This window comes from uncultured Aquimarina sp. (assembly GCF_947500065.1).
GTDB lineage: Bacteria > Bacteroidota > Bacteroidia > Flavobacteriales > Flavobacteriaceae > Aquimarina.
The window spans coordinates 248249-264729 of record NZ_CANMQT010000004.1; the positions used below are offsets into that span (position 1 = coordinate 248249).

The 16481-nt window shown below is 32.9% G+C and carries 16 protein-coding genes; 7 read left to right on the plus strand and 9 right to left on the minus strand.

Annotated elements, in window-relative coordinates:
- The first annotated feature begins 39 nt into the window (after positions 1–39).
- Entirely contained in the window at positions 40–546 is a 507-nt protein-coding gene (locus Q0975_RS13955) for a hypothetical protein (RefSeq protein ID WP_299437662.1), read from the plus strand.
- Here the strand turns inward: Q0975_RS13955 and rimO are convergent.
- Entirely contained in the window at positions 543–1844 is a 1302-nt protein-coding gene (gene rimO, locus Q0975_RS13960; RefSeq protein ID WP_299437664.1) for a 30S ribosomal protein S12 methylthiotransferase RimO, read from the minus strand. The two genes, Q0975_RS13955 and rimO, sit on opposite strands and share 4 nt — an antisense overlap.
- 143 nt (positions 1845–1987) lie before the next feature.
- Between rimO and Q0975_RS13965 the strand changes: the two genes are divergently transcribed.
- Positions 1988–3085 carry a serine hydrolase domain-containing protein gene (locus Q0975_RS13965; RefSeq protein ID WP_299437666.1) on the plus strand — a complete coding sequence of 366 codons (1098 nt, stop codon included), beginning with the start codon at positions 1988–1990 and terminating at the stop codon, positions 3083–3085.
- Here the strand turns inward: Q0975_RS13965 and Q0975_RS13970 are convergent.
- From Q0975_RS13970 to Q0975_RS13980, 3 genes are read right to left on the minus strand one after another with little or no spacing between them, the layout of a single operon-like run.
- A complete protein-coding gene (locus tag Q0975_RS13970) occupies positions 3082–5625 on the minus strand; it encodes a TonB-dependent receptor plug domain-containing protein (RefSeq protein ID WP_299437668.1) in 2544 nt (847 codons plus the stop codon). The genes Q0975_RS13965 and Q0975_RS13970 overlap by 4 nt on opposite strands.
- Positions 5585–6496: a FecR family protein gene (locus Q0975_RS13975; protein WP_299437670.1), complete on the minus strand. Its 912-nt coding sequence runs from the start codon at positions 6494–6496 to the stop codon at positions 5585–5587. Before Q0975_RS13975 ends, Q0975_RS13970 begins: the two co-directional genes overlap by 41 nt.
- Before the next feature lie 50 nt (positions 6497–6546).
- The gene (locus Q0975_RS13980; protein WP_299437672.1) at positions 6547–7065 is read right to left on the minus strand and encodes a sigma-70 family RNA polymerase sigma factor; all 519 of its coding nucleotides are present in this window, start codon (positions 7063–7065) and stop codon (positions 6547–6549) included.
- Positions 7066–7176: 111 nt separating this feature from the next.
- Here Q0975_RS13980 and Q0975_RS13985 point away from each other — a divergent pair, with 111 nt between their 5' ends.
- From Q0975_RS13985 to Q0975_RS14000, 4 genes are all read left to right on the plus strand, one after another.
- On the plus strand, positions 7177–8250 hold the full coding sequence (locus Q0975_RS13985; RefSeq protein ID WP_299437674.1) for a hypothetical protein: 1074 nt from the start codon (positions 7177–7179) through the stop codon (positions 8248–8250).
- A gap of 34 nt (positions 8251–8284) precedes the next feature.
- Positions 8285–9037, plus strand: coding sequence for a hypothetical protein (locus tag Q0975_RS13990; RefSeq protein WP_299437676.1), 753 nt, complete (start codon positions 8285–8287; stop codon positions 9035–9037).
- Positions 9038–9619: 582 nt separating this feature from the next.
- Complete coding sequence (locus Q0975_RS13995) at positions 9620–10648, plus strand: zinc metalloprotease (protein ID WP_299437678.1); 1029 nt, start codon at positions 9620–9622, stop codon at positions 10646–10648.
- A gap of 143 nt (positions 10649–10791) precedes the next feature.
- Complete coding sequence (locus Q0975_RS14000; protein WP_299437680.1) at positions 10792–11622, plus strand: M57 family metalloprotease; 831 nt, start codon at positions 10792–10794, stop codon at positions 11620–11622.
- Between the two features lie 63 nt (positions 11623–11685).
- Here Q0975_RS14000 and Q0975_RS14005 read toward each other — a convergent pair whose 3' ends face one another.
- The 5 genes from Q0975_RS14005 to rpmB all read right to left on the minus strand — a co-directional run bounded on the left by Q0975_RS14005 (position 11686) and on the right by rpmB (position 15474).
- Positions 11686–13356: an amidase family protein gene (locus Q0975_RS14005; RefSeq protein WP_299437682.1), complete on the minus strand. Its 1671-nt coding sequence runs from the start codon at positions 13354–13356 to the stop codon at positions 11686–11688.
- A 437-nt stretch (positions 13357–13793) separates the two neighbouring features.
- Positions 13794–14747, minus strand: a complete 954-nt coding sequence (ftsY, locus tag Q0975_RS14010; RefSeq protein ID WP_299437684.1) for a signal recognition particle-docking protein FtsY — start codon at positions 14745–14747, stop codon at positions 13794–13796.
- Between the two features lie 124 nt (positions 14748–14871).
- Positions 14872–15024, minus strand: coding sequence for a DUF4295 domain-containing protein (locus tag Q0975_RS14015; protein ID WP_299437685.1), 153 nt, complete (start codon positions 15022–15024; stop codon positions 14872–14874).
- Between the two features lie 3 nt (positions 15025–15027).
- Complete coding sequence (rpmG, locus tag Q0975_RS14020; protein WP_299437686.1) at positions 15028–15210, minus strand: 50S ribosomal protein L33; 183 nt, start codon at positions 15208–15210, stop codon at positions 15028–15030.
- A 24-nt stretch (positions 15211–15234) separates the two neighbouring features.
- Complete coding sequence (gene rpmB / locus Q0975_RS14025) at positions 15235–15474, minus strand: 50S ribosomal protein L28 (protein ID WP_299437687.1); 240 nt, start codon at positions 15472–15474, stop codon at positions 15235–15237.
- Between the two features lie 511 nt (positions 15475–15985).
- Here rpmB and Q0975_RS14030 point away from each other — a divergent pair.
- Positions 15986–16387 carry a hypothetical protein gene (locus Q0975_RS14030; RefSeq protein WP_299437688.1) on the plus strand — a complete coding sequence of 134 codons (402 nt, stop codon included), beginning with the start codon at positions 15986–15988 and terminating at the stop codon, positions 16385–16387.
- Positions 16388–16481: the final 94 nt, after the last annotated feature.

Genomic DNA, 16481 nt, shown 5'->3' on the forward strand with positions numbered 1-16481 from the left:
TTTATCTTTAAAGTCAAGTGGAATTCAATTATCCCAAATATGACTAAACTCAGTATTTTTTTTCTTCTACTCCTTTACGCATCGACTCCAACGTCTGCACAAAAAAACGTAGACCATAAATATGCAGAATTTAATTTTTGGATTGGCGAATGGGATGTCTATAAACACGGAACAGATACTATTGTTGGTAAAAGTAAAATTGAAGCTATTATTGATGATAAAGTAATAAAAGAAACATATCGTTCTACTACCTCTAAATACTACGGAACTAGCTTAAATAAATACAATTCTAGAACAGATCAATGGGAGCAATTCTGGGTGGACAATTCTGGTTTAACATTACACATCCAAGGGAATATTGAGAATGGAGCCATGGTATTACAAAATGAAATTAATACGGATAAAAGTACATCATTAGCTAACAAAATATCCTGGCAGAAAAACCCTGATAATACGGTAAGACAAACTTGGCAACAAAGCACAGATAAAGGTAAAACATGGAAAACGGTCTTTGATGGAGATTACAAACCGATTACAACCGATTAAATTACTTCTCCATATAAATCAAAATCCTCTGCTTCATATATTTTAACGTTGGTATATTCTCCTGTTTTTAAATAAAACTTGGATGCATCAATTAATACTTCGTTATCCACATCAGGAGAATCAAACTCTGTTCTACCCACAAAATATGGTCCTTCTTTGCGGTCAATAACCACCTTAAACTCTTTCCCTATTTTTTGTTGATTTAATTCCCACGAAATTTGAGATTGGATCTCCATAATTTCGTTAGCACGATCCATTTTCACCTCTTCAGGAACATCATCTTCTAAATTGAAAGCATGTGTATTTTCTTCATGAGAATACGTAAAACATCCAAGACGTTCAAAACGCATTTCTTTTACCCAATTCCTTAATGTTTCAAAATCCTCTTGCGTCTCTCCTGGATAACCAACAATTAGTGTAGTACGAATTGTCATTTCTGGAACAGCTTCTCTAAATTCTTTAAGCAACTTAGTAGTTTTCGCTTTGGTTGTACCACGACGCATAGATTTAAGTATAGGATCGGCTATATGCTGCAACGGTATATCAATATAATTACAGATTTTAGGTTCTTGCTTCATTACCTCTAGCACCTCCATTGGAAAACCAGTTGGGAATGCATAATGCAATCGTATCCACTCAATCCCATCAACCTTAACCAATTCTCTAAGCAGGTCAGCTAGCTTCCTTTCTTTATATAAATCCAGTCCATAATACGTTAAATCTTGAGCGATCAACACCAATTCTTTAACTCCATTTGCTGCTAATTTTTCTGCTTCCGTAACTAATTCTTCGATTGGAGTCGACTTATGAGTACCTCTCATCAATGGGATTGCACAAAAAGAACAAGGTCGATCACAGCCTTCAGCTATTTTTAAATATGCATAATTCTTAGGAGTAGTTGTTAATCTTTCTCCTATTAATTCATGTTTATAATCAGCACCTAATGCTTTTAACAAGCCAGGAAGTTCTGTAGTTCCAAAATACTGATCTACATCTGGAATTTCTTTTTCTAAATCTGGTTTATATCGTTCAGACAAACAACCAGTAACAAAAACTTTATCTACAATACCTTGATCCTTTTTCTGCACATACTCTAAAATAGTATTTACAGATTCTTCTTTAGCATTGGCAATAAAACCACAAGTATTAATAACTACAACATTTCCTTCTTCTTCATGAACAACCTCCTTGTTATTTGCTTTCAGTTGTCCCATAAGAACCTCACTATCATACACGTTCTTACTACAACCTAATGTAACTACATTGATCTTATTCTTTTTTAAAGTCTTTGTTCTCATATCTTCCGGATAAAGGTTTGCAAAGATACAATGAATAACTAAAGTTTTGGGTATTATTATTAATAACTCTAAATGTTAAAAAAAGTCAATGTTTTAAACCTTTTGTATATTGTAAAGTCCAATCCTAGAATAATCCCCAACCTATGAAAAATATAATGACTCCATTTCTATTTTTACTACTAAGTTTTACGCTTTCTTGTTCTGATAATTCTAATGAAATAATAGATGAAGTTGTTATCGAGAATCCAGATGAGATATATTTCCCTCCCGTTAATTCTGATGATTGGGAAACCACTACTATTACAGACCTGGGATGGAATACTGACGCAGAACAGCCTCTTTATAATTTTCTTAAAGAAAAAGAAACCAAAGCTTTTATTATTCTGAAAAACGGAAAAATTGTAGTCGAAAAATACTTTAACGGAGCCTCTGTTTCTGATAATAATCCTTGGTACTCAGCCGGAAAGACGTTGACTGCTTTTACCGTTGGACTAGCTCAACAAGATGGTTTATTAGATATTAATGAACCTTCTTCTCTATATTTAGAAACTCAGTGGGCAAATATCACAACTGATCAGCAGAATGCAATTTCGGTTAGAAATCATTTGACCATGACTACTGGTCTAGATTATAATGTATCTAATCAAAATTGTACAGATTTTGATTGCCTAACATATCTCAATGAATCTGGAAGTTTTTGGTATTATCACAATGCTGCATACACATTACTTACAGATATCGTTGCTGGAGCTGTGAATATGGAGTATAGTGATTATTTTGACGCAAAACTAAAAAATAGAATTGGTATGAATGGAGCTTGGATCAGCCTTGGATATACTAATATATATTATAGCACAGCCAGAAGCATGGCTCGTTTCGGACTTTTAAATCTAAACCAAGGAACCTGGGATTCTACCCAAATTCTTACTGACCAAAACTACTTTACAGAAATGACTACCACTTCACAAAACCTAAATCAATCCTATGGATATCTATGGTGGTTAAATGGTAAATCTAGTTTTAGAGCACCAGCATTCGAAAATGAATTTGCTGGAGAATTGATGCCAGATGCACCCGATGACCTCATAGCCGGTTTAGGAAAAAATGATCAAAAACTATATGTAGTTCCCAGTCAGAATTTAGTGATTGTACGAATGGGAGATGATACTGGTCAAGCTTTATTAGGCCCATCAAGTTTTGATAATGATCTATGGATAAAAATAAATGCACTTATTAATTAAAATAGTACTCTAAATGTTGCATTAGGTGTGATTCCCAGAGAAGAATTAACGACTTCTTTAGGTTGATTTTCTTCATTGATTCGATAATAGTTACTAATTGTATTATCCTTGTTAGAAAAATTCCAAACGGAAATACCAGCATGACATTTTATCTTTCTGGTTAAAGCAAAATCATAGGTGGCGGAAATATCCAGTCGTAAATACTCATTTAGTCTACCACTGTTTGCTAGATCATAATTAATTTCATTACTTTCTACTTCATTCATAAAAACCGGTCTCGTTGTAGGCAGACCAGAATGCCAATTTAAACCCGTAGATACTTTTAAATCTTTCATTGTGTATGCAACTCCTAATGTTAAAGAATGTGCTATATCTATATTATTAGGAAATTTTCTCTCGTCAAAAGCATCAAAAGTATATTCATTATTCACGTACGAATAACTCAACCAAGAGCTTACATTTTTAAACCTTTTATTTATAAGAAAATCTGCACCAGTAACTACATAATCTCCAATCGCTTCTTCGAACTCATATTGATTCCGAAATCCTTGACTTCTAGCAGTAATTCCTTCTACCATTTTATAATATCCTTCAGAACTAATAAGCCAACCTTTTCTATTGTATTGTAATCCTAAAGAAACTTGTTTGCTTTTAATAACTGGAATATCCTCATCATTTGCTAAAACCCATCTTCGTTTCTCTATACCCAGAAAATCATTCTGAAAATTTATGATTTGAGATGTATTCTGATGTTTAAATTCTCCTAATACTTCGAAATTAAAATAATCAAGAAACTTTTGATTATAACTTAATCTTGGCTCTATTAAATGTGTTCTAAATTTTTCGTTATAACTATATTTTAGGCCAAAATTGACTGAATTCTGTGCTCTCAACCCTTTATAGCCTATCTGTGAAAAGAAGCTATGATTGCGAATTACTCGTACTCTATTTTCCCGAAAAACAGGGTTATCAATATCATTAAGATTAGAGATACCTGTTTCTGTAAGTTGATACCCATTAAGCCAGTTAATATTAGCCCTGGGCGTATAATGAGTATTTAACTTTATTCCTGTTTCAGACACTATATTTTCTTGCAAAAAACGTTGCTGATCCTGAAGATTGGCATTTACAGATTGCAACTTATAATCTGTTTCGTATAGCTGCAGCGATGTTGTAAACTGGTTACTCCAATACCTCTGATACCAAATTCCTCCTGCAATACTATTCTGAACCAGATTACTTTGTCTGGAACTATTGATATTACCAATCATTTCATTTTCGGTAAAAACCAATTCGTTATTTATTCCTAAAAAATTTATTCTAAGCTTATCTTTTTCTGAAATTTTCCAGTTCCATCGAAGATTAATATCATAAAAATCAAATTCTATATCCGTTTCATTATTACTACCTATCTCACTATCTTGAGAAATTCTGTCAAAATACTGTTCATAGGTAGGAGTTTTAATAAGGTTACTTATTGATTTTCTGGCAGAAAGCTGTAACGATGATTTTTTTCCAATCGGCATATCTGTAAAAGCGTCTGCATTGATAAGATTAAACCCAATACTACCTTTGAAATCTGTATTAATTTCAGTATCCGTATTCATTAAAATTGTACCTGAAACCCCATCCATAAACTCAGCCCCCGTTCCATTTTTTATCAAAACGGCTTTTCCTGTAATCGACGGATTAAAGATTGATATCAGTCCAAAAAAATGTCCCGATTGATACATTTTGATACCATCCCAAAGAATTAAGTTTTGATCGTGAGTACCACCTCTGATGTTAATATTAGAAACCGTTTCATCAGCACTTTGTATACCCGGAAGTGCCTGTATAGTTTGTAGTACATCTGCTTCAATTAAACCCGGAAGTATCCCAAAATTATCATATTCTACCTGAAAGGCTCCATCATCCGTTTTACTAATTCCTTTGGTTAGATAGTCTTTAAGAATAACTTCTGCTAAAATTTCAGTTTTGGGCTCCAGATAAATCGGAGCGCAATCTTCTTTTGTAAAAGAGCTAGCAATTCGATAGGTAGTTCTAAACCCAAGATGACCAATGATTATGGTTTCATTATCACTAAAAACCTCTAATTGAAAATATCCGTCTTTATCACTTATCGTAGATGTTTTTTTTCCTCGAATAGTGGCTCCATAAAGAGGATTTTTTGTTCTTATTTCCGTGATAAATCCACAGAACAACCGAGATGTATCTCCTTTGTTTATAGAAACAAAATTATTATTAATGATGGTAAAGACAAGATTAGTTTTTTGTCTTAAAAAATCAAGAACTTGATCAAATGAAAATTCCTGTGGAATACTACTGACAAAAACATTTTCTATGGTATCATCAGCATAGGTAAACTTATATGGAAATTTTGCTTCTAGCTGAATTAATTGATCAACTAAGCGAGTTGAGTCCTTTTCCTCTTTGGTTTGACCATATAAAGGAACATAAAAAATAGTAAATAAGAGAAGTAAAAGTACTTTACATATCTTATTTATTATAACGCAACGTGATGTTATTATTGATATCAATGCTATAAGTCAGATCTAGAGGTAAAGTTATAGATTTTAAACCTTCTTGTAGGTTATTATGAACAAAACCTCCCGTAAAAAGTCTTTTTGTATCGATACCATTCATAGTCACTTTGATATCATATTGTCTTTCGAACTCATTTATAACCTCATAAAATGGAACACTTTTAAAACTACTAATATTACTTAACCATTGAGGATTATTCAAATTAACCGTTTCAAAAGTAAGATTCCCATCTATAACTCTTAAAGTATTACCTGCTGGCAAATTCCGTGTATATTCTCCATGTTTCACTCTTACAAGACCTTCAAAGCATTTAACTTCGAAATAATTTTCTCTGTTTTTCACATTAAACTGAGTACCTAAAACAGTTACCTTACCATCCTTTGTGATTACATCAAAGGCAGATCCTTTTTTTACTTTAAAAAAAGCTTCTCCAGTAAGACTCACTTCCCTTTTAGTCTCCCATTTGTTTTCATTAAAAACGAGTATGGATTTTGCGTTAACCACTACCTCTGAAGCGTCTGGAAGTTCAATAGTTAGCTTTTGATTAGCTAGTGTCTTAATTGTACTATCATTATCTGTGAAGAAAAAGAAAGAAATACCCAATAACACAGCAAATACTGCGGCTACCTTTAATAATGGTCGATACCAATTAGTTTTTTCAGAAACAGCGTTAGCAGCGTTTTCCATTCTGACATACATATCATTTATATCACTAATTTCGGAAACGTCAGAAGCTTTAAAATACTGAGCACCTTCAAGAATTTTGGTATGCATATCATAATCATCCAATTTCTTAAAAGCCTCAAGTTCCGCATCCGTTAATTCGTCTGCCAACCATTTCTTTATTAAATATTCTTTATCCATTTTCATTCTTTCTTCTATATATAGAACAACTAAGTTTTAAAAACTCCTTTTTATTTAAATCCTTCCAGTTCACTTTTTAGCTTATTATAAGCAGTATAAATTCTATTCTCCACAGCTTTTCTGGTAATTCCAAGCATCTCTGCAATTTCAGCATGTTTTTTTCCTTCTACCTTATTTAGTAAAAAAGCGGTTCGTTGGTCTTCTGTCAATCTACTAAGTGCCTGCTGGTATCTTTTCAAAAATTGCTGATGCTCTAAAATAAATTCAGGAGATTCGTTTGTATAATCTTTTGGTTTTATTTCTCTGTGTTTGAGCACCACTTTTTTATGTTTGATAGCATTAAGCATCATATTCTTTGCTACCTTAAATAAAAAACCTTTCGCCTTATCAGGAGTCACCTCTTTACAATGAGACAGTAGTTTGATAAACACATCCTGCATCTTATCATTTGACTCTAATGTCTCTCCATATTTATAATAAAGAAAATTATATATGTCCTTAGAATACTTTCGGTAAATCATCGAAAATATCTTTTCTTCACAAACGTTTTCCTGCAATTCTTTTGACATATTCAAAGAAGATTTGGCGGTAAATGTAGAAAAAAAGAAAAATAATAAAGGAGTTTTTAAAACTTAGTTGTTTTAGTATTCAGAAGACCAACTTAAAAAACCTCAAATATCATGAAAACACAAATAAAACCAATAATTAGTTTTTTAATCCTTTCTTCAATCATTCTTGTTACTGGTTGTAGAACGGAACTTGATGAAGAAATTGGATCCCCACAAGATCAAACGCTGGAAGCAAATTCTAAGGTCGCCGATCTTATATTAAAAACAGTCATGAATGATGGTTCTGGAGATAATATATTAGATGGCTCCAGTTGTTTTAACATTGAATTACCTGTTACTGTGAATGTAAACGGTGTCGATGTATATATTGATTCTGAAGAAGATTTCGAACTTATTGAAGAAATTTTCAACCAACTTGAAGATGATATTGATGATCTGGACTTTATTTTTCCAATTACTATAATTTCAAGTGATTTTTCTGAAATGATCATCGAGAATGAGAATCAGCTAGAACAATTAATTGAGAATTGTGAAGATGATGATGATGATGATGATATTGAATGTATTGATTTTCAATATCCATTCTCAGTTTCTGTATTCAATGAAAATAGCGAACTGCTAGAGACCATCACATTCAATAGTGATAATGAATTACACGATTTCATTAGAGATCTTGACGAAGATGATATTGTAAATATTAGTTTTCCTATAACAGTAATTCTTTCTGACGGCACTGAGATGGTCATTACTAATCTAGAAGATCTGGAAGATATAATTGAAAATGCTATTGACGATTGTGATGAAAACGATCTAAGTGAGGAGCGTTTCACACAGGTAATCACTAGCCAGCTTTTAGAAGTTCAAAAATACAAAGACAACCAAAGTAATGAAACCAATAACTATAGAGATTATGTTTTTGATTTCTCAGAAGATGGTACAGTGTCAATTATGCTGGAAGATAACGATGGAGACCCCAGTAATAATATGATCACAAACGGAACTTGGTCAGTGTGTACCAGAGCAGATGGAGGATTAGATGCTACCCTTGATTTTGGAACTGAAGCCCCATTAAACAAGCTAAATAATGAATGGAATGTCAAAAAAATAAAAGAGAATAGAATTATGCTGGATGACAGAAATGATCCAGGCATCAGTAAAGATGAACTATTCTTTGATAGAGCTTAGATACATAAACCCCGGAATAAAAAGTAAACCAATTATGAGAAATTCATTTAAAACAATAACAAGTGCATTTTTTAAATTATGCATTATATTATTAGTCACAATATCGGCAAGTTGTGAAAATGAAACATTTACTTCAATTGACCAATCAAATGAGATCAAAACAGGAGTAAATGTAAAAATGCTTACCGTATCAGCAGATGGAAATCCTTACACAACCAATTTAATGGCAGGTCAACATCACATTGCAGGAACAATTACTGTTACTTCTGATGGAGTTAATGCATATGTAACCTACAAAACTAATTGCTCTAGCGATGAAGGAGAAGGAGATAGTAGTTCTTTTAAATCTACCAATACTAATGGTAGTTGGACTCTAAAAGCAACACATCTATATGTTGGTACTTGTGAAGATATGCCAATGACTAAAAAAGGAAATCCCAAAATAGGTAAGTTTCCTTACAAAACTGAACATTTTGGTGGTGTAAACGAATATACCTATACAATTCCATTATCTGATATCGGAGAATGCTTTTGTTTAGCTGCACACGCGGAGGTTGACTGTGGAGAATGTACTGAAGACAACAATGATGATGATACAGATAATCCACCAACCGCAACGTTAAAATCAAATGACGATGGAAACAATTACTGCGGTGAAGAGACAGCTTGGGCTACAGGAGATGGGTTTCCTGGAAACAGTTGGGCAATGTATACCGAAATCTGCTTAGAAAATGATGATGATACTGATGATGACGGAGGTCTTGGAGATGATAATGGACCTAGTTAATATTTGTATAATAATAAGATGTATACTTACAATTCAATATTACCCCTAGTTATGAGTGACTAATTGAATATAAGAGGAATTTATTTAAACCTAACAATATAGTACCCATGTCAATATTAAATTTAGTAGAAAAACATCAGATATTAATATATGGAGGTTTCATGATTGTTTATAGCTCCTTATTATTAGTAATATCTTTAAAAATATAAAATAAATCAACAAAACAATTAGGGAAAATTTAGTTGAATTAACGCAATATTATTCAACTTTAAAACCTCTGCTAATAGAGTTAATTTTTCATACGTAAGACCAATTTATCTATCCCAGCAGAGGTTTGAATTATATCTTTATTTTGGTAAAAAAGGAGTTACTCGTAAGAGTTTCTCCTTTTTTTATTAACTAAATTTTAATAGTATAAATACTACTTTTAAAAATGAGTATAAAATGTTGATTTACAGTATTTTACATTAAAAAAACACAAGTTAACAATTACCAAATACACAAGTTTTTATGAAAATTGTTGTGTGTTTCATATTGTTTTAATTACATTTGGGCAAATCATTTAACTCAATTTACATTTTTATGAAAAAAGTATTTTTGGGCTTTACAGCCCTTGCACTAATTGTAACAGCTTGTTCTAAAGATGAAATTTCCGAACAAAATCCAACTCAGCAGGAAATCGTCAAAGAAAACGGGGAAATTACAGGCAAATCCAGAGCATGCCATTCTGATTACAACTTAAAAAGACAGCTAAAAGAAAACCCAGAGTTTGCTAACAAATTGGCAGCTATCGAATCCAGAACCAAAAGCTTTATCAAATCCAAAAGACCAGGAAATGGAAACGGCGGTGGAAATGGCGGCGGAGAAGAAGAAGAACCATCTGTTGACTTCCCTGTAGTTAACATCCCTGTATACGTTCATATAATATACAGCAATAACCAGGAAAACATTAGTGACGCACAGATCAATTCTCAGATTGCCGTTCTAAATAAAGATTTTAGAATGAACAACTCTGATGCCAACCAAATCCCTGCAGAGTTTACAGATAATGCAGCAGACACTCAGATCAACTTTACTCTTGCTGGAGTAACAAGAACTTCATCTTCTAGGACTTCATGGGGAACCAGAGATGATATGAAAAAATCCAGTCAAGGCGGTGTCGACCCAATAGATCCAGCCAATTACCTAAATATGTGGGTTTGTAATATTGGTGGAGGAATCTTAGGTTACGCCCAATTTCCTGGAGGAAGTCCAGATACAGATGGAGTAGTAATAGCTCCTCAGTATTTTGGAAATCAAGGTTATGTAGCAGCTCCATTTGACGGCGGCAGAACAACTACACATGAAGTAGGTCACTACCTAAATCTAAGACACATCTGGGGTGATGGTCGTTGCAGACAAGATGATTTTGTAATTGACACACCTTCATCAGACAGAGCTAACTACGGATGTCCAACATACCCAACAACTCATTGCAAGTCCACTGATATGACCATGAATTACATGGATTATGTAGATGATGCTTGCATGTACATGTTCTCTAATGGTCAAAAACTAAGAATGAGATCTGTATTAGAAGCTGATGGTGCCAGAGCATCTTTAACAAACTAGAACACCCAAAAAGTGTCCACTTACAATTGACACTTTTTAATTTAAAACCTACCCCCAAACAAAATTATATTTTATTCAAACAAATATTTTAATTGTATTTGTTGTCAAACAATTTCATTTAACTCAAAACAAACACTCAACTTATGAAAAAAAGTAGATTTTTACCATTGTTCGGAGCTGCACTACTAACAGCTTCTATGTTTATTTCATGTGAATCTGATTCTACTAACCTAGAAACAATTGATCCACTAGTAAAAGCCAAACTCGAAACTTTAGGTTTTGACACGAAAACCGCTTTTGAAGACACTTTTGACGGTAAACAAGGGATTTCTGTAGAAGACATTTTCCTAACAGAAAAACAAATTGAGCAGATGCTTCCAACAGTTGGTTTCGGAAACGAAAACAACAAACACTACAGAACCACCAACGTAGTAAGCACCCCAAGAGTAGTTAATGTATACATGGATTCTAAATTTAATTCCACCATGCAAGCTGCTTTTGATGATGCATTAAACCGCTACAACTCTCTAGGACTAGACATTTCTTTCCAAAGAGCTAACGGCGCTGGTGCTGATATTGATATTTTAGCACAGAAGCTAAAAAGAGTAAGAGGCGGAGGTGTTATCCTTGGTCGAAGCGCAGGTTTTCCGGATGCTAATGGAGACCCGGCGTCTCCTATTGTTCTAAATTCCGATATCTACAACCCTCGTAGAGGTGGAATTCCTGCAGATGCAGCAACTGTTATTGCCCACGAAATCGGACATGCCATAGGATTTCGTCATACCGATTTTTCAGATCGCTCGTTTAGCTGTGGAGGATCCACAAGCGACGAAGGACAAGCAGGAGTAGGTGCTATCTATATTCCAGGTACACCATCAGGACCAGAAAATGGCTCTTGGATGTTAGCTTGCAGTAATGGATCAGATCGCCCTTTTACTTCTGGAGACAGAACAGCCTTACAAACAGTTTACTAAGAATAACATCCGTATCGCTTAAAAATTTAAGGCTGCTAATTTAGCAGCCTTTTTTTTATGCACTCAATCCATATATATCATTGGCGCTTTTCGCTCCTTAGATATCAATTCATACGCAATACCCAATTGCAGTAATTTTGCTTCAGAAAAAGGTTCTGCTATAAATGTTAGCCCTTTTGGCTCCCCTTTATCCGTATACCCCATTGGTACTGTTAGTGCCGGATATTTAGCAACTGCAGCATAACCTGCGTGATAATTATTTATTGATAATACAGCATCTAGATTATGTTTATCCATATGGATATCAAAATAATTCCGAGCAATGGTCTTAAGGTTTTTCTTTATTTTTTCTAAACCTTCGATTGTAGTACTATCCTGAATAATTCCCTCAAATACCCCTTGTCCATATGGGATTCTGATTAATGTATCTTGCAAATTAAAAGCAACTGCATCTTCAATAGTTTTCACAACTACATTCTTACTTGCATATGAATTGATATATTTAGGTAGATCGTTTTTCATATCAATATTCAAAATACTCAGAAAACCTGGTAGCTGGGTCTGTTCAGGCTCTACCTCTATAATTATTCCTCCAGCAATTTCCACTTTTTCAATAGCAATGTTATATATAGAATCTTTTAATAAATCTTTTATCACCCCAAAACGCTTTCCTTGTAACGTTGAATTATTGACAGAAGAAACAAAATCCTTTTCTGTTGATACAGAAGCCGAATCATTAGGATCTTTACCAATCATAGCATTCAATAAGATCGCATTATCAATAACAGTTTTAGTCATCGGTCCAGGAGTATCCAAAGTACTGGAAATTGGCACAATACCTGACCTACTCAATACACCGATAGTAGGTTTTAATCCTACAACAGAATTCTGACTAGATGGTGATAAAATAGATCCGCTAGTTTCTGTTCCAACAGCTGCTACGCAAAAATTAGCAGCTACCGTAGCACCGCTCCCAGAACTCGAACCCCCAGTTTCAAAAACCATTCTACCATAAGGATTCAAGGTTTGACCTCCAATTGCACTATAACCAACTGGACAGCCAATACACAAAAAGTAAGCCCATTCACTAAGGTTGGCTTTCCCTAAAATTATTGCATTTTGATCTATTAACCTTTTAGTAATAAAAGCATTGCTTGTTTTATTTTCTTGCAATGCGATGGCACCAGCTGTTGTTAGCATATCTTCAGTACCAATATTATCTTTAAGCATGATTGGCATTCCAAAAACCGAATTTACATCAACAGTATTCTTATCCACCTTATCCAATGCTCTCGCTTGTTCCACAGCATTAGAGTTTAGCGATATTACAGAATTTAATGATAAAGAATTATCACTTTCATATTTACGGATTCTATAAACATAAAACTTTGTCAAATCCTCATAAGAAAGATCCCCATCTCTTATGTTTTGCTGAATAGAAGGTATATCTTTTTCAATTATAAATTGTTTTAATCTATTATAATCTTCTTCAGAAAAATAATCCAACTCTGATTCTAAAGATCTCCATATATCATTCTTATCTAGAACTTTAGAATTCACCAATTTAAGATGCATTCTATCTTGTTCTAATTTTTTAGTAGCCGTTAAATCTTCATTTTCATTATAAGATTGCCAAACTACCTTCGGTTGTACTTCTTTTTCTAGTTTTTCTTTTTCCTTTTTACAGGAAACAAAAAAGAGAAGTGTTATAAAAACATATAGTAAGCTTTTCATAGAACAATAGTTATCAAAGTGTTTCGAACTTTGAAAGTATAAAAAAAAGGCGCCACCTATATAGCGTAACACCTTTTTAACTATTTTGTAACAGCTTATATTTTATCTACCAATGTAGTATCTTAAGAGCAATTAATGGATATATCCAAAAACTATATACTAATAAAGCCATCACTGAGATTATAAGTAACTTTAAATTCTCCTTTTTTGAAACCATACATTTTAAGGTGAAAAATACTACTAAAACATATGGAAATACGAAAAGAAGACGTATGAAAATTTGATTCCTATATAACTGATTTGGGATTAGCGGGTTTCTAGAAGAAAACAAAAAAACTATAGCTGAATATACATTTAACCCAACTACAATGACACAATATAAGAAGAGAATTTTAGTTAAAAGGTCTACCCAATATCTATTCACGTTGATTCTGAATCTACTTAAAAAACGAATCTACAAATTCATATTTATTAAATACCTGAAGATCTTCGATCCCTTCTCCTACTCCAATATATTTTACAGGAATCTGGAATTGATCACTGATACCTATAACCACACCTCCTTTTGCCGTTCCATCAAGCTTAGTAACAGCTAATGATGTCACCTCTGTAGCGGCTGTAAACTGTTTTGCTTGTTCGAATGCATTTTGACCTGTAGAACCATCCAAGACTAATAAAACATCATGTGGAGCATCTCCTACAACTTTCTGCATAACACGTTTTACCTTAGTCAATTCATTCATCAAATTAACTTTGTTATGCAATCTTCCTGCAGTATCAATTATAATAACATCTGCATCCTGATTTACTCCTGATTCCAAAGTATCAAAAGCTACAGACGCGGGATCACTACCCATATCTTGTTTTACGATAGGTACATCCACACGATCAGCCCAAACCTGTAACTGATCAATAGCCGCAGCTCTAAACGTATCCGCAGCTCCTAAAACCACTTTCAAACCTTTTTTATTGAATTGATATGCTAATTTACCTATTGTAGTCGTTTTCCCCACACCATTCACACCCACAACCATGATAACATATGGTTTTTTACCTACAGGAATTTCAAAATCCGTAGCTTCACCAGAATTGGTTTCAGAAAGTAAGCTTGCAATCTCTTCTCTCAGAATTTTATTTAATTCATCAGTTCCCAGATACTTATCTCTAGCAACTCGATCTTCAATTCTTTCTATAACTTTAATGGTAGTTTTTACTCCAACATCACTAGTAACCAGAACCTCTTCGAGGTTATCCAGCACATCATCATCTACTTTAGATTTACCAGCAACGGCTTTACTTAGTTTAGAAAAAAAACTAGTTTTAGACTTCTCTAGTCCTTTATCTAAGGTTTCTTTTTTCTCAGAAGAGAGTATTTTTTTAAATAAACTCATGTATTCTATTCAGTATGCTAATAAGTTAATATCTGTAAAAAACTTTAAAATCATATAAATATAAAAAGAAAGAGCCATTCCAATTGAATTGAAACGGCTTCTTTTTAAAATATTTTCTTATGAACTACTTTTTCTTTAAAAAGTCATTCACTGCTTCAGGTTGCATAATTGACTCTACAAAAGTATATGCTCCTGTTTTTGGAGATTTAACCATTTTAATAGCTTTTGTCAACCTCTTTGATCCTGTCTGTAACGATGCTACTGATTTCTTTGCCATTTCTTATTTTATTTCTTTATGAACAGTCATTTTCTTAAGAATAGGATTAAATTTCTTTATTTCCATTCTATCAGGAGAATTCTTCTTATTCTTAGTTGTAATATATCTAGATGTACCTGGTTTACCAGTAGCTTTATGCTCTGTACATTCTAAGATTACTTGTACTCTATTACCTTTCTTTGCCATTGTAGTATCTTTTTAAAAGCTAATTTATTTTGTTAAGAATCCTTTAGCTCTTGCTTCTTTCAAAACAGCAGCAATACCGTTTTTATTTATATTTTTTAATGCTGAAGTAGACACTTTTAGTGTTACCCAACGATCCTCATCTGGAATATAAAAACGCTTTTTTATTAAATTCGCGTTGAATTTACGTTTTGTTTTATTCATCGCGTGAGAAACATTATTTCCCACCATCGCTTTTTTACCTGTTAGCTCGCAAACTCTTGACATCTCTTCTTAATTTTGGTATTATTTCAAAACAGGGTGCAAATTAACGAATTATTTATGGAACCACCAATAATAGTTTTGTAATTTTTTACTCTTTTTAAAAATTTTATTTCAGGGCCTCATTAAAGCCTGAAAATACAAGATTTTCAACTACTATATACAATTATTGATTTATTCTACATTCGAAACAAAGATAACACACTAACACCTAGTCAACTATAACATCTTTAATAAAAAACAGGTGTTTATACCTATATAGTACTTCACATATAGCTATTACTTTTACACCAGTTAGTTTTCATAACTGTAACTAACTACTTGATATGGGGTAATTGAGTAGTAAACAAGCGGATCTTAGGATCCGCTTTTTTTTTACGGATTACTTTAACGAAATAATCGAAACATAAAATTCCTACAAAAACCATTTGTCCTACTAAAAAAAACTTAAAAATCTTTCGGCAAATGATTGATTTTTAAAGCACTAAATTGTATCTTAGAAGCAAATACTATTGCTATGCTCCAAAATAACACTAAAGACTTCATTAGGAAGCATGAACTTGATATAGGATCTTTCTACTTTTACAAAAACTTTTTAGTTTCTGAAATGAATGAAGGAGCTTCTTTAAATTATGATAAAGCCACAAAATTATTTTTGTTAGCAAAAGAATATTACGGTAATAACATTCCTTTTGTTTATATTTCTAACAGAAAAAATTCATACTCTTTTGAACCTACTACTCATTTTAAATCAGCAAAACTGTTTCCAAACCTAAAAGGCTATGGAGTAGTTAGTTACAACTCCATAAACAATAAAATAGCCTCACTAGAACAATCTTTCCTTAATGTTCCGACTAAAATTTTTGATAATTTAGAAGAAGCTAAACTTTGGACAGAAGAACTTATTCTACATGACTAGCAAATAAAAAAGATTAAACATTTCCCAATAAATTAACTATAAAAATGAGTTTTATTAATAATTTTAATCTAAATATTGATAAATCCACACAAAA

Excerpts from the sequence above, each read along its gene's own strand:
- Q0975_RS13955 (WP_299437662.1), top strand. The coding sequence starts at position 40 with ATGACTAAACTCAGTATTTTTTTTCTTCTACTCCTTTACGCATCGACT.
- rimO (WP_299437664.1), bottom strand. The coding sequence starts at position 1,844 with ATGAGAACAAAGACTTTAAAAAAGAATAAGATCAATGTAGTTACATTA.
- Q0975_RS13965 (WP_299437666.1), top strand. The coding sequence starts at position 1,988 with ATGAAAAATATAATGACTCCATTTCTATTTTTACTACTAAGTTTTACG.
- Q0975_RS13975 (WP_299437670.1), bottom strand. The coding sequence starts at position 6,496 with ATGGATAAAGAATATTTAATAAAGAAATGGTTGGCAGACGAATTAACG.
- Q0975_RS13980 (WP_299437672.1), bottom strand. The coding sequence starts at position 7,065 with ATGTCAAAAGAATTGCAGGAAAACGTTTGTGAAGAAAAGATATTTTCG.
- Q0975_RS13985 (WP_299437674.1), top strand. The coding sequence starts at position 7,177 with ATGAAAACACAAATAAAACCAATAATTAGTTTTTTAATCCTTTCTTCA.
- Q0975_RS13990 (WP_299437676.1), top strand. The coding sequence starts at position 8,285 with ATGAGAAATTCATTTAAAACAATAACAAGTGCATTTTTTAAATTATGC.
- Q0975_RS13995 (WP_299437678.1), top strand. The coding sequence starts at position 9,620 with ATGAAAAAAGTATTTTTGGGCTTTACAGCCCTTGCACTAATTGTAACA.
- Q0975_RS14000 (WP_299437680.1), top strand. The coding sequence starts at position 10,792 with ATGAAAAAAAGTAGATTTTTACCATTGTTCGGAGCTGCACTACTAACA.
- Q0975_RS14005 (WP_299437682.1), bottom strand. The coding sequence starts at position 13,356 with ATGAAAAGCTTACTATATGTTTTTATAACACTTCTCTTTTTTGTTTCC.
- ftsY (WP_299437684.1), bottom strand. The coding sequence starts at position 14,747 with ATGAGTTTATTTAAAAAAATACTCTCTTCTGAGAAAAAAGAAACCTTA.
- Q0975_RS14015 (WP_299437685.1), bottom strand. The coding sequence starts at position 15,024 with ATGGCAAAGAAATCAGTAGCATCGTTACAGACAGGATCAAAGAGGTTG.
- rpmG (WP_299437686.1), bottom strand. The coding sequence starts at position 15,210 with ATGGCAAAGAAAGGTAATAGAGTACAAGTAATCTTAGAATGTACAGAG.
- rpmB (WP_299437687.1), bottom strand. The coding sequence starts at position 15,474 with ATGTCAAGAGTTTGCGAGCTAACAGGTAAAAAAGCGATGGTGGGAAAT.
- Q0975_RS14030 (WP_299437688.1), top strand. The coding sequence starts at position 15,986 with ATGCTCCAAAATAACACTAAAGACTTCATTAGGAAGCATGAACTTGAT.